The organism is Chryseobacterium sp. CP-77 (genome assembly GCF_036362765.1).
Classification (GTDB): domain Bacteria; phylum Bacteroidota; class Bacteroidia; order Flavobacteriales; family Weeksellaceae; genus Chryseobacterium; species Chryseobacterium cupriresistens.
The window spans coordinates 652,570-666,041 of the sequence record NZ_CP143637.1 but is presented as its reverse complement, the minus strand read 5'-3'; the positions used below and the strand labels follow the sequence as shown (position 1 = coordinate 666,041).

General features: G+C 36.5%; 12 protein-coding genes. 6 read left to right on the top strand and 6 right to left on the bottom strand.

All coding sequences use genetic code 11. The features are described 5' to 3' along the window. Positions 1-4: 4 nt before the first annotated feature. The 6 genes from V0410_RS02875 to V0410_RS02850 all read right to left on the bottom strand — a co-directional run bounded on the left by V0410_RS02875 (position 5) and on the right by V0410_RS02850 (position 5,567). Positions 5-421, bottom strand: coding sequence for an Hsp20/alpha crystallin family protein (locus V0410_RS02875; RefSeq protein WP_110008728.1), 417 nt, complete (start codon positions 419-421; stop codon positions 5-7). 69 nt (positions 422-490) lie between these two features. Continuing rightward, positions 491-862, bottom strand: coding sequence for a hypothetical protein (locus V0410_RS02870; protein ID WP_330746237.1), 372 nt, complete (start codon positions 860-862; stop codon positions 491-493). An 81-nt stretch (positions 863-943) separates the two neighbouring features. After that, entirely contained in the window at positions 944-1,996 is a 1,053-nt protein-coding gene (locus V0410_RS02865; RefSeq protein WP_330746236.1) for a response regulator, read from the bottom strand. A gap of 11 nt (positions 1,997-2,007) precedes the next feature. Beyond that, positions 2,008-3,195: a PAS domain-containing sensor histidine kinase gene (locus tag V0410_RS02860; protein WP_330746235.1), complete on the bottom strand. Its 1,188-nt coding sequence runs from the start codon at positions 3,193-3,195 to the stop codon at positions 2,008-2,010. A gap of 120 nt (positions 3,196-3,315) precedes the next feature. Then, a complete protein-coding gene (locus V0410_RS02855; protein WP_330746234.1) occupies positions 3,316-4,191 on the bottom strand; it encodes a universal stress protein in 876 nt (291 codons plus the stop codon). An 11-nt stretch (positions 4,192-4,202) separates the two neighbouring features. Continuing rightward, on the bottom strand, positions 4,203-5,567 hold the full coding sequence (locus V0410_RS02850) for a L,D-transpeptidase family protein (RefSeq protein ID WP_330746233.1): 1,365 nt from the start codon (positions 5,565-5,567) through the stop codon (positions 4,203-4,205). Positions 5,568-5,817: 250 nt separating this feature from the next. On the opposite strand from V0410_RS02850, the gene V0410_RS02845 reads away from it, so the two are divergent. The 6 genes from V0410_RS02845 to V0410_RS02820 all read left to right on the top strand — a co-directional run bounded on the left by V0410_RS02845 (position 5,818) and on the right by V0410_RS02820 (position 12,955). Next, on the top strand, positions 5,818-6,480 hold the full coding sequence (locus tag V0410_RS02845) for a BON domain-containing protein (RefSeq protein ID WP_330746232.1): 663 nt from the start codon (positions 5,818-5,820) through the stop codon (positions 6,478-6,480). A gap of 38 nt (positions 6,481-6,518) precedes the next feature. Beyond that, complete coding sequence (locus tag V0410_RS02840; RefSeq protein ID WP_330746231.1) at positions 6,519-7,283, top strand: MlaE family ABC transporter permease; 765 nt, start codon at positions 6,519-6,521, stop codon at positions 7,281-7,283. Further along, the gene (locus V0410_RS02835) at positions 7,283-8,062 is read left to right on the top strand and encodes an ABC transporter ATP-binding protein (RefSeq protein WP_330746230.1); all 780 of its coding nucleotides are present in this window, start codon (positions 7,283-7,285) and stop codon (positions 8,060-8,062) included. The genes V0410_RS02840 and V0410_RS02835 overlap by 1 nt, the downstream gene beginning before the upstream one ends. 12 nt (positions 8,063-8,074) lie before the next feature. Then, positions 8,075-9,118, top strand: a complete 1,044-nt coding sequence (locus tag V0410_RS02830; protein ID WP_330746229.1) for an MlaD family protein — start codon at positions 8,075-8,077, stop codon at positions 9,116-9,118. 436 nt (positions 9,119-9,554) lie between these two features. Next, positions 9,555-10,691, top strand: a complete 1,137-nt coding sequence (locus V0410_RS02825) for an FIST signal transduction protein (protein ID WP_330746228.1) — start codon at positions 9,555-9,557, stop codon at positions 10,689-10,691. A 2-nt stretch (positions 10,692-10,693) separates the two neighbouring features. Then, positions 10,694-12,955 carry a PAS domain-containing hybrid sensor histidine kinase/response regulator gene (locus V0410_RS02820; protein ID WP_330746227.1) on the top strand — a complete coding sequence of 754 codons (2,262 nt, stop codon included), beginning with the start codon at positions 10,694-10,696 and terminating at the stop codon, positions 12,953-12,955. The last annotated feature ends 517 nt before the right edge of the window (positions 12,956-13,472 follow it).

Sequence of the window (13,472 nt, the reverse complement as noted above, 5' to 3'; positions counted from 1 at the left end):
TCATTTACTGGACTTTTACTTTTTTATTCATTTGTTTTACGGTATTGGCTTTACCCATTTTAATGTACAGCCGGCCATTTTTATAGCGGGCTTTGATATTACTGACATCAATACCTTCCGGAAGCCTGAAACTTCTCGCAAGAGAAGAGGTTAGAAATTCTTTTCTTACATAATTTTTTTTAATTTCTTCTTTTTTATCTGATGTATAAGCCTGAATATTCAAAACGCCGTTTTCTATCTTTATCTTAAAATCATCTTTCTTAAAGCCGGGAGCATTAACCTGTATCTTATAATTCCCGTTTTTATCAATGATATTCACTGAATGTTCTATTTTAGCAGGCTGGTTAACAATTTCGTTTTTACTCCAGAACTCTTCTGTTAATAGTTTTACTGCAGATTGTTTTTGGGCTAAAGTTTTCATAATAACCGTTTTTGATTAGATATCAAAGGTACTATAAGGCGTATTCAGAAACCGTGACAGTGATTGTACTTAATTGTGATCGTCATCATCCTTCTGCCAGCTATTGATAATATTGATAACTTCCCAGGCACCGGACGGATCTGCATTTCTGACAGATGTCCATCGTAAACTGTCATTCCGTATTCCGGGCACATCATCTTTTAAAGGGTCGTTAAGCCATGCTATAATATATCTAACTCCTAATGAAATAAGAATTTTAAAAATTGAGGGCGAAACAGAACAATCATCATCGGTAATGATAACAACATCCTTTGCCTGTGCAAAATATACCGTTGCCTCATCCAACGGAACGCTGATGATGGTAATTTTATGTCTTTTATGATTGGCTAAAGCAAGAAATTGTTTGTCAATCTGACTTATATTATATGCGATCACTTTCATAGCTTCTGTTCATTCATCAAATGTATTGAAGAATAAAAAAGCCAGCCGTGTGCAAAATCATTATTAAAGATGATCTGTATTTTAATTTTTCATCTTCTGTAATCGGGTAATGTCCAAAATTGTAATCCTTCCAGCATTTCTGTCAATAAGACCTTCTTCTTTAAAGTCTCCGAGTATCCTGCTTACTGTCTCGATAGCCATACCGGCCATAGAAGCAAGATTCTCCCTGGAAATTTCAAAGTTTCCCGTCTCCGAATGCACCTGATATAATCTGCTGAGAATTTCTGCCATTCTTTTTCTTACTGAAAAATAAGCGAGATGTAAAAGCTGCTGTTCATGATTGACCACATTTTGTGCAAGAATTTTAATAAACTTTTCTGCCACATCAGGATATTTACAGATCAGCTGATCCAGCTCTTCTCTGGGAATAGAACATAAAGCAGCATCTTCAAGTACTTCGGCCGTTTCTTTATACTCTCTTCCTGTAAACAATGAGGTAATTCCAAAATATTCGTCAAGGTAATATACACATGTCATCAGCTCCTTTCCCTCCTCTGTCATTTTTGTAGTTTTTACCGACCCGGAAAGTATGAGGTACACAGCATTTGCCGTATCACCTTCAGTGTATATAATCTGTTTCTTTTTGAGAGTTTTGATTTTGCGGACATCAAAAGATTTTTTCAGTTCTTCAAGACCACTTACAGATCGGAACAAATGGTTCATCTGATCATCATTAGCGCTATAAAATTTTTTCTGATGCTCTCTTTTCTTAAGCCTGCTCTCAATAGCATTTAAAAGTTCAATATCATCAAACGGCTTTGTCAGATAATCATCCGCCCCCATTTCTATTCCCCTGCGTATTTCTGCCCTGTCCGCTTTAGCTGTAATAAAGACAAAGGGGATCAGTGAAGTTTCTTCTCTTTTGCTTAAAAGATATAATACTCCATACCCATCGAGCTCAGGCATCATAATATCACACAATATGATGTCAGGGATATATCTGATGGCCAGCTCCACTCCCTGTCTGCCATTTTTTGCCTGCAAAACCTCATAGCCGGCCAGCATCAGAATTTCGGATGTGCTTTCCCGGATGTCATCATGATCCTCAATGATCAATATTTTTGTTTTTTCCATACATAATGAACTTATTTCCTTGTAAAAGACAACGTAAACTGAGTTCCTTTACCAGGCTCGCTATTAAAATCTATATTCCCGTTCATCAGATTAACATACCGGAGAACAATATTTAGTCCCAGACCGGTTCCCGGAATATTACCAATGTTATGAGCCCTGAAAAAAGGCTGGAAGAGCCCTGCATGATCATCTTCAGGAATCCCTATTCCATTGTCTTTTACCGTCATCAGGTAATATTCTTTATTTATTTCCGTACAAAACTCAATAAGTGTATTTTCCCCGGAATACTTTATAGCATTACTGATCAGATTCATGAGGCAGTTTCTTAATAAATTCTGATCCAGACTGACAAGATTTTCTACTCCCGTATGCTGATAAATTATAATTTGATTGTCTTTGGTAATCAGCTGCATTTCTTCCACAAGTTCTTCTGAGAATTTTATAATATCAAACTCATTATATGCCGGGGTTACCATACCCGCTTCCAGTTTTTCCAGGGAAAGAAAATCATTAAGAATCCCGTTGAGACCAGCAATTGCATTTTTTATTTTATGAAGATGTTTCAGGATTTGAGAATGATCAGCAAGCTGAAGGTATTTTTCAATAAGAACGACAGAAAGCTGCATAGAGCTTAAAGGGGTACGGAATTCATGCGAAGCCATAGATACAAAACGGCTTTTCATCCGGTTAAGCTCCTTTTCTTTTTCAAGGGAAAGATTCGCTTCTTCTTTTGCTTTTTCCAAAGCACTTAGCATCTCCTGAAGAGATTTTGTTCTCTTTTCAACCAGGTCTTCAAGTTCCCCGGTGTATTTTTTAAGAAATTCCTCAGCTTCTTTCTCTTTAGACAGGTCGTGAATAAACCCGGTATAAATAACCCTGTCCTGGAGCTGGACTTCGCTTACAGCAAGCCTGAATGGAAACTGGGTACCATCTTTTCTAAGTCCTTTTACTTCTCTGCCTTTACCAATTATTTTTTTCTCTCCTGTCTGCTGATAGCGCAGAAGATAACCATCGTGTCTGCTGTGATCGGGTTCCGGCATTAATACAGAAATATTTTTACCAATTAACTCTTCTTCTCTGTACCCAAATATCTTTAACGCAGAGGGATTTAAATTTTCAATCTTACCCTGACTATCAATAGTAATAATCCCGTCTATTGCTGTTTCAATAATTGCTTGTAAGAGTCTGGTGCTTTCCATAAAAAAATAAATACTTACCCTTATTAAAGATAAGTATTTTAAATCAATCTCCTATGAAACACTTTAATATGTTAACAAATAAATATTTTTTAATTATTATTTTTATCAATATTCCGGAGTTTAAAAATAGATGTGTCCTCCTTCCGGAATAATCAATAAAGGAATCTGCAAATCGTGAGCTTGTCTGGCTGCATGACTACCGGCAATAAGCCTGCCTATAAAACCTTTTTGCTGATGACCCATAACCAGCATATCGATGCTTTTCTCTTTTAAAATGTTCAGTCCTGTATCAATGCTCTCGCTTTCAATATAGTTATAACAGATTTTTCCTTCCAGATCTCTAAAAAAAGTATCTTTCTTCTGCTGATAGGATGTATTATCTATAAGATCAACAGCGGTGTCTGTGATATGTGTAATAAGCAGCTCAGCATTGAAATACTTCGCAAATTTGATCAGCGCATGTGATATTTTTATATCCTGTATATTCAAATCTGTAGCAAATGCAATCTTTTTCAGGTCCTGATATTGATATCCTGCCGGTATGAGAAGTAATGGATATTCAGTATGCTCAATCATTTTGATACTGTTGCTCCCCAGAAGAAACCGTGCAAGATTGCTTGCTCCTTTCATTCCCATTACCACCAGTAATGTTCTGTTTCTAGCTGCTGTATCGTTGATCAGCCGTATGGGATCTCCTGTTTCGCATGTATAATAGATGGAAGGGTGAAAAGGAAAAGAATCCTCTCCCCACAAATGCTTTTCTTTATATTCAATACTTTTTACCTCTTTCTTCAATTCATCCTCATATTCTTTCTTTAGTACAGGATATTCATATAAAGTCCATGCGGTCTGTCCGAGCATCGGCTCTTCTACAGGAATATGGAAGGCATGACACAGCTCTATATTACTTTTTAATGTATGTGCCAGGTGAAGAGCATATTCTGCAGCAGCTCTGGCGGGCTCTGAAAAATCGGTGGGTACTACAATTGTTCTCATTATTTTAGGTATTAAAATTGAAGTTTACGTTCCAGGATAGGATCAAGATTATAAATATCATTATAGAATACCACCTTTCCGTTTTTGATAAGGCAGGTAAGGTAAGCAATCATGATAGGAACCGGTTGTTTTAAAACAAAATCTTTTCTTTCATAACGGTCCATAAAAGATTTCATAAGCGGGATCTCTTTTTCAGCTCCATCATATTTCAGCAGCTGGGCAGCCAGGTCTCCTGCATTTTCTACACGGATGCATCCATGGCTTAAGGCCCGCTGCGTCTTTTCAAATAATTGTTTCTGAGAGGTATCATGAAGGTATACCCCATAGGAGTTTGAAAACCTGAAAACGACAGCTCCAAGCGCATTATCACAGCCGGAAGACTGCCTTATACTGTATTGATACGGGTTTTTATATATTTGTTTCAAATTTGAAGAAGTAGCAGGTATTGCTTTTCCTGATCTGTCATACAGTGAATAATGATGATCTTCGAGATATCGGCTGTTTTTTACTATTTTAGGAAGCATTTCTTTTATGAATATATTTTGAGGAACTTTCCAGTCAGGAGCAGTTGTAAAATAATCAACGGTACTCTTTAAAACAGGACTTGGCGTAGAGGGTTTTCCTACAATCACTTTATAATGGAATATCCTGTCTTTCTGAACAAAATCCAGAGAATAAGAAGGAATGTTCACCAACAGATAAGTATCCCTGCTTACGTCCATCCAGCGCAAACGCTCCATATTGATAGCTATCTTTTTGAATTCTTCTTCCCGGCTTTTAACACCATCACCATAATTCACATTCAGATAGTTCTGAAAATCAACGTATTCCTGAATTTCAGGCTGAACATCCAGAACTGCTTTTTGAAAATCATCTTTCTGTAATGCCTGATACAATATTTCTACCGCCTTAAAACCTTCTATATTATTACCATCAATAAAAGATGAACTGTAAAAAGGATTGTACTTTCCAAAGTGCAGGTAATTGATGTAAGTAATAAGAGCATCTGTCATTAAAATATCAGTTACAGCATTTTCTTTGGTGTCTGTATATTGAGTTTGCCCCGCAGCAGTATTTAAAATTTCCGGGGTAAGACTCTGTTCATGGTAATCTTTGGAAGACAATCCTCTTTTACCGGTATCTTTCAATAAAAGAATAGCATCCTGAAGCACGCTCTTCTTTACAGAGGGATTGATCCAGACATATTCAAACCCGTATTGATGATAAAACTGGTTGACAGATTTTGGAAAGTGCAGTTCCATAAGTTCAGCCTTATCACGGAGTACAATTGCTATTTGATTGGCAGTACTTATATCTTGTCCGTGGAAAAATGTAATACTGAAAATAACAGTTATCCAGTTCAATAAAGTCTTCATAATGCTTAATTTATGAATGTAAAGTTCCAAATTCATTGCCTGATGAATAATGACCCTTATCACATAAAAAAATGACATAATCCTGTCCCATATTTTTCTTATATGAATACAGTAATCATCTGTTTTTGATAAATCAACTTAAAAACTATATACACAACCGTCATATGATCAACATCATTTTTCAGAATGACTGCCATCATTCCTTTACCTGTAAGTCTTCCTGAACTTTGAAGTATAAAATTGACTACAGATGAAAACAAATGAACAATTACAGCAAGATGTACAGGATGCCATCAAGTGGGAACCTCTGCTCCATCCTGCAGAAATAGGAGTTACGGCAGCAGATGGGGTTGTATCTTTAACCGGAACTGTTGATAGCTTTTCGAAAAAGAAACAGGCAGAAAATGCAGCCAGAAATGTAGCCGGAGTAAAGGTACTGGTAGAAAACATCCAGGTAAAACTCCCGGATTCAAAGGTAAAAACTGATGCTGAAATTGGTGCTGAAATTATCAGTGCTTTTACTTCCAATGTTATTATTCCTCAGGATAAGATAAAGGTTAAGGTCGAAAACGGATGGGTAGATCTGGATGGTGAGCTTCCCTGGGATTATCAGAGAGAGATTACTGAAAATGCAATACAATTCCTCCCCGGAATAAAAGGTATCTTTAATAATATCACCATCAATCCCGATACTGATGATACAGTAAACAAAAAAAAAGTAGAGGAAGCATTGAAAAGAAGTGCTGTTGATGAAAGAGAAATAACGGTTTCTGTATCTGATACAACAGTAACCCTGACAGGAACAGTCCATTCATGGCAGCAAAAGGAAGAAGCAGGCCGGATTGCCTGGAAAACTCCTGGTATTAAACATTTAAAAAACAAACTGGAAGTTGATTATGAATACAATGTATAAGTAAACGATTCCGGTTATCAGAAATTAAACAGAATATTGTGAAACCTTTTCTTACAAAAAGCTTTGCTCTTGCAGGCAATATTGCCTCCTTTTCTGCCCGGTTTTTCAGAGAGATGATGAAACCCGGTTTTGAATATAAAGAGTTTGCCAGACAGTGTTTTGTTGTGGGATACCAGTCATTGCCTCTGGTCACCGTAACTGCTTTTATTATGGGGCTGGTACTTACCATTCAGTCACGTCCGGCAATGTCCAGATTTGGGGCTGAATCCTGGATACCGGGTATGGTTTCCCTTTCATTAATAAGAGAAATTGCCCCGGTTATTACCGCTTTAATCTGTGCAGGAAGAGTTTCATCCGGAATAGGTGCCGAGCTTGGGTCCATGAAGGTTACCGAACAGATTGATGCTATGGAGGTTTCTGCCATTAATCCTTACCGTTATCTTGTAGTGACAAGAACCCTTGCCACAACATTAATGATCCCTGTCCTGGTAATTTTTGCCGATCTGGTGGGAATTCTGGGAGGTTTTATAGGAATCAATATTCACGGAGATAATAGTATCAGTCACTATTTTTCCCATGTTTTTGAGTCACTGGAATTTGCCGATCTTCTTCCGGCAACCCTGAAAACATTTTTTTTCGGTTTTTTTATCGGAATTATCGGCTGTTATCATGGTTTTAGTGCTGAAGGAGGAACAAAGAGTGTAGGAAAAGCTGCCAACACAGCCGTAGTTTCAGCTTCCCTGATGATTTTTATTATTGACTTGCTCGCAGTACAGATTGCGGATTTATTTTTTGAACTGTAATGAAAACATATGAAAACCTTAACGCTGAATTTACCTTACCTCTGATTAACGGACCGCTTATCGAGTTTAAGAATGTATGCAAATCTTATGGCAATAATAAGGTATTGGACGGGATCAGCTTTCAGGTTAAAAAAGGAGAAAATCTGGTGATATTAGGAAGATCAGGCTCAGGAAAGTCCGTTACGGTAAAATGCCTAGTAGGTCTTACCAAAATTGATGAAGGAGACATCTATATTGCCGGACAAGCGATCACCAGCCTTAATGAAGAAGAACTTAACAAGGTGAGGAAAAAAATTGGTTTTCTGTTTCAAAGCGGAGCCTTATATGATTCTATGACGGTGAGACAAAATTTAGCATTCACCTTACAGCATCATAATAAAAAACTGAGTGAAGAGGCAATAGACCAATCCATTACAGAAGCGCTAAGCAATGTCGGCCTTGAAGAAGCCATCGACAAAATGCCATCAGAACTTTCAGGAGGAATGCGCAAAAGAATAGGCCTCGCAAGAGCTCTGATCATCAAGCCTGAAATAATGATCTATGACGAACCTACCGGAGGGCTGGATACGATTACTGCCAAAGAAATTATAGAGCTGATACGCAGCATTAAGCAGAAGTTCAATACAACTTCTATCATTATCACCCATGATTTACTATGTGCAAAGTATACCAGTGACCGGGTTATAGTACTGAAAGATGGAAAGGTTAATATGGAAGGAACCTATCAATCTATTGAAAGCAGTACGGACAGCTGGATAAAATCATTTTTTGAAAAATAAACGGAGCAAGTCATGAAAAACGAATCATCAAATAATCTGAAATTAGGAATCTTTGTTATCGCAGGGATTATTCTCTTTATATTGACCATCTATTTTATTGGCCTTAAAAGAAATATATTTGGTTCTAACTTTATTCTGCGTTCAGAATTCGAAAATGTAAGCGGATTAAAACAAGGCAGCAATGTGCGCCTTTCAGGGATCAATATCGGAACTGTCAGTAAAATAGATTTTATTTCTGATTCACTGGTTATGGTAAAAATGAGCATCAAAAAAGATGTTCAGCAGTATATTAAGACAGATGCTGTCGCAAGCATTGCTTCAGACGGATTGGTTGGTGATAAAGTACTTGTTATTTCTCCGGGAACGGGCTCTGCCAATATAGTTGGTAACGATGCTGTAATTGCTTCATACAAAACCACGGAAATTGAAGATGTTCTTTTCAGCATTAAGAAAAGCGCAGACAATATCCGGACTGTCACCACCGGACTGGTTGATTTCACAGCCAAGATGAACAATAAGGATGGTTTACTGGTAAAAATAATGACCAGTAAAGATTTTGCAGACCGTATAGATAAAACGGTACAGAATCTTCAGTCAAGCATGAATGATTTCGCTTCATTCACTCCTGTTCTCCACAATAAGGATGGAATTATTTACAGGGTATTTACTGATAAAAGCCTGAGCGATAATATGGAAAGCAGTATTCTTGATTTAAAAAGCAGTGCAGGGCAGATCAGCCTTTTCGCTGCGAAGCTCAATGATAAGAACAATATACTTTCCCAAATAACAACAAATGATACTTTAGCAGCCTCATTGGGAAAAACATTGACCAATCTGGAGAAATCTTCTGAGGATCTGAAAAAATTTACTACAAAAATCAACAATGATGAAAATGTAGTTTCCAAATTGGTTGATAATCCAAGACTGGGAAGGTCGGTAGATTCTACCATCACTAATATCGGTAAAGGGGTTGATGAGCTCAGGGAATTAGAGGCTGCGGCCAGAAACAACTTTTTATTGAGGGGTTATTTCAAAAAAAAGGCTGCGAATAAGTGAAACCTGCTTTAATAAAATCAAAGACTCACCTGCTGCTTTCATACATAATATTCAATAATAATCAATTATAATTTAAATTTATCAACCTTTATGATAAAATAATTCATTAGTTGATGAAAATTACTTATTTTAGTAGTAACCTTAAACTAAAAACCAACGCAAATGTGTAAAATATTTATAGTCGACGATGATAATTTCTTTGGAGGAATGTTAAAATATCATCTCCAGCTAAATCCCGCTTATAAAGCCCCACTATCAACCAATACAAAATACTGTAATTCAAATACTTACCTATACCCCGATCTAATCTATGCCGACCTTGGATTGCCTGACATTCAAGCTGATGAACTCTTTAAACAGATTGAAGCCATCTAAAAGAGATAGGAAAATAAATTATTTATAAGCGATTAATAACCTTGAAACAGCAAATAATTATATGAAAGTTGCCAAATTACTTTTTATAAACGGGGACTTCAAATCAGAAAGAAATGAAGAAAAGCTTGACTATCACGAAGTGCAGCTCGTCATAGGATTCGGAACCAGAAGTATTATCGAGAAGGAAGATTTTTTTATTCTTTTAAAGGAAAAGTTCCCGAACGCAGAGATCGCTCTCTCTTCTTCCTCAGGAGAAATTTTCTGTAATGAAGTGTATGACGGAACCGTTGTTTTAACCGCAATTAGTTTTTCAACATCTTCCATAAAAACGTCACAAATTGATATTGAAGATTTTTCAGACAGCTATGACGCAGGAAAAAAATTAATTGAAAATCTGCCTTCAGAAGGGCTTAGATGGGTATTCATCCTATCAGATGGCAGCAAGGTAAATGGCAGCCAGCTGGTACATGGGCTTAACGCCAGCCGTCCGGATAAAGTTTTGATCTCAGGAGGACTTGCCGGAGATGGGGATAAATTTGAAAAAACAGTGGTTGGGCTCAATCAGGTTCCCCAGCCCAATAAAATTCTTGCTGTTGGATTTTATGGCGAACATCTTGAATTATCACATTCTTCAATCGGAGGCTGGGAAAGCTTCGGACTTGAAAGGATAGTTACAAAATCACAAAATAATCTTCTTTACGAGATTGATAATAAAAACGCACTGGATCTCTATAAAAAATATCTGGGAAAATATGCTGAAGAGCTTCCCGGCTCTGCCCTGCTTTTTCCGTTATCGCTTAAGCTATCCAGAGATCCGTCATCAGTAGTGAGAACGATTCTGTCCATTAAAGATGACACAATGATTTTTGCAGGAGATTTACCGGAAGGAAGCAAAGTAAGGTTTATGAAAGCCAATATGGACAGGCTTATTGATGCAGCAAATGACGCAGCCAATGAATGCCTCCGGATGACCCAACATAACATTAAACTGGGAATCATTATCAGCTGCGTGGGAAGAAAGATCGTACTGGGTGACAGAGTGTATGAAGAAGCAGATATTGTTCGGGATGTTTTCAAATCAGATACGGTACTGACCGGATTTTATTCATATGGAGAATTATCTCCTTTAAGCCCGTTTGGCAACTGTGCTCTGCACAATCAAACCATTACCATTACCACAGTGAATGAAATTGAATAGCTATGGAAATCAAATTACACAATTTGCTTGAAAGGCAGATTAATAAATACCTTACGGACGACTTTAAAAATCATTCGCAGTTTACTAATTTCATCAATGCAGTTAACGAATCTTACAAATCATTTGATAGGGATAAGGAACTCATGGACTATGCTTTCAAACAAAGTGAAGAAGAATATCAGGAGCTTTATCAAAATCTTAAAGATGAAAATACCCTTAAACAGGAATCTATCAGCAATCTATATGAGTCATTAAAGATTATTGATTCTGATATTGAAATAAAAAAATCAGAAGATCTTAAAGAATTATCCCTGTACCTTTCTGAACAGCTGAGAAAAAGAAAAAGGGCCGAAGATTACATAAAACAACAGGAAGAGAAATACCGTAATATCATTGCTAATATGAATTTAGGGCTCATTGAAGTAGATAATCATGAAATTATCCGCTACGCTAATCAGAGTTTTTGTGATGTTTCAGGGTTTTCACTGGATGAAGTCATTGGTAAAAATCCCAGTGAACTTTTCCTGTATGGAGAAAATAATATCCGTTTCATACAGGATCAGATAGAATTAAGAAAAAAAGGAGTTTCCAGTGTGTATCAGCTTCCTGTCAGGAATAAGAAAGGTGAAACAAGATGGTGGGCCATAAGTGGAGCTCCCAGTTATGATGATCAGGGAAATTTATTAGGATCCATAGGAATTCATCTTGACATAACCGACCAAAAAAAACTGGAAGACGAATTAAAACTTGAAAAAGCAAAAGCCCTGGAGGCCTCCAAGGCAAAAGAGGTTTTTCTGGCCAATATGAGCCACGAAATCCGAACTCCTCTTAATGGTATCATTGGTTTTTTGCGTGAACTTAAAAGAAGCCACCTGTCTTCAGATCAGCAAGAATTTGTAGAAAACAGCTATAATGCTTCACAACACTTGTTATCAATTATCAATAATATACTGGATATCTCTAAAATTGAATCCGGAGAAATGTCTTTGGAAAACAAAAGCTTTTCTTTAAAAGACAGCATTCAAAAGGTGATTTCTGTTCTCAAACCAAAAGCGGATGAGAAAAAACTCAAACTGATCACCTATTTTTCACCTGATATTTTTTCTGTTTTAAAAGGTGATTCGTTAAGGCTTGAACAGGTTCTGTATAATATTATTGGGAATTCGCTAAAATTCACCAATGAGGGCCAGATCAGAGTTGAATCCAGGGTCCTGAAAAGTTTCCCCGACCAACAGACCATTTCAATCAGCATTACGGACACTGGAATTGGAATGAGTGAAGAATATGTACGTGATATATTCAAAAAATTCAATCAGGAAGACAGTTCAATTTCGAGAAAATATGGAGGTACTGGTCTTGGAATGTCTATTACACGGGAACTTATTTACCTTATGAAGGGTGAAATTAATGTAGAAAGTGAAAAAAATACGGGTACATCTATTACAATAACTTTACTTCTGGACAGAGGCAGTGAAGAGGATCTGAAAAAAAATGACTGGAAAAATCAACATATTTCCATCGCCGGCACAAGGGTTCTTCTGGTGGAAGATAATGCTCTTAATCAGCTGGTTGCCGAAAAATCACTACATCATTTTAAATGCAGCGTTACCAAAGCCGAAAATGGTAAAATAGCCATAGAAATTTTAAAAAGAGAAGAATTTGACATTATTTTGATGGACCTGCAAATGCCGGAAATGGATGGTATCGAAGCCACTAAAATAGTAAGAAAGGAACTTGGAATTAAGACTCCCGTGATCGCACTTACGGCCAATGCTTTTAAAACAGAAATAGATCATTGCATTAACGCGGGAATGAATGATTATATCACTAAGCCTTTTAATGAAGAAAATTTGCTGAATATCATTTATAAGTATGTCAAAATTCATGAAAAAACTGCAGAGACAGTATCTGATACAGATGAAAAAAGCCTCTACAACCTGAAAAAGATACAAGCCCTCAGCAGGGGTGATAAAGAATTTATACAGAAAATGATCTCATTATTTATTATGCAGACCGAGACAATAATTCCATTGGTGGAAAAAGCGTTTGAAGAGAAAAACTACACCGAAATTGCAAAACTGATGGATAAAATCCGACCGGGCATACAGTCTGTAGGAATAGTTTCTATTGAGGATATTGTAAAACAGCTTGAATTACTTGCAAAGGAACAAAATAAAGAATTTCCTGAACTGTATTCCTTATTTGAAAAAATAAAAAAGACCCTTGAAATAGTGGTGACACAATTGAAAGATGAGATTAAATAACCTCATCTGCCTGATCCGGAATTACGATTGATTTTGTTTTTCAGATTACAATCTTCCTGTTAATCCATAAGATCATAAAAACAGTCTTCCAAAGCCTGCTTCCAGGGTTGAATTTGATATACCAAATGATACAATGAAAAATCCCCGGATCTTTCCGAGGATAAAACTTATAAAAAAAAATTTGATTAACATTTCAAAATTAATAAATCTCCATGAATGGAGTTATGATTATGATCATAAAAAAACCTCCCTGAGGAGGCTAAAAAAACTTTCTGTACTTATTGTTATTTAAAACTTTGTAAATATACGGATAAGCTGTAGTCATTCTCTACGGGAAACCGTAATGGCAGCGTTTAATTATTTGTATTTTAGGAAAATAAATAATAATCATAAAACAAATTGTGGAGTATTATTACTTAAATTTTTCCACAAAAAAACCTCCCGAATCACTGAGAGGTTATACTGTAATTTGTCAGAAATATGAAATTTTCAATGCCCAAATATAATAAAGTGTCAA

Excerpts from the sequence above, each read along its gene's own strand:
- V0410_RS02875 (WP_110008728.1), bottom strand. The coding sequence starts at position 421 with ATGAAAACTTTAGCCCAAAAACAATCTGCAGTAAAACTATTAACAGAA.
- V0410_RS02870 (WP_330746237.1), bottom strand. The coding sequence starts at position 862 with ATGAAAGTGATCGCATATAATATAAGTCAGATTGACAAACAATTTCTT.
- V0410_RS02865 (WP_330746236.1), bottom strand. The coding sequence starts at position 1,996 with ATGGAAAAAACAAAAATATTGATCATTGAGGATCATGATGACATCCGG.
- V0410_RS02860 (WP_330746235.1), bottom strand. The coding sequence starts at position 3,195 with ATGGAAAGCACCAGACTCTTACAAGCAATTATTGAAACAGCAATAGAC.
- V0410_RS02855 (WP_330746234.1), bottom strand. The coding sequence starts at position 4,191 with ATGAGAACAATTGTAGTACCCACCGATTTTTCAGAGCCCGCCAGAGCT.
- V0410_RS02850 (WP_330746233.1), bottom strand. The coding sequence starts at position 5,567 with ATGAAGACTTTATTGAACTGGATAACTGTTATTTTCAGTATTACATTT.
- V0410_RS02845 (WP_330746232.1), top strand. The coding sequence starts at position 5,818 with ATGAAAACAAATGAACAATTACAGCAAGATGTACAGGATGCCATCAAG.
- V0410_RS02835 (WP_330746230.1), top strand. The coding sequence starts at position 7,283 with ATGAAAACATATGAAAACCTTAACGCTGAATTTACCTTACCTCTGATT.
- V0410_RS02830 (WP_330746229.1), top strand. The coding sequence starts at position 8,075 with ATGAAAAACGAATCATCAAATAATCTGAAATTAGGAATCTTTGTTATC.
- V0410_RS02825 (WP_330746228.1), top strand. The coding sequence starts at position 9,555 with ATGAAAGTTGCCAAATTACTTTTTATAAACGGGGACTTCAAATCAGAA.
- V0410_RS02820 (WP_330746227.1), top strand. The coding sequence starts at position 10,694 with ATGGAAATCAAATTACACAATTTGCTTGAAAGGCAGATTAATAAATAC.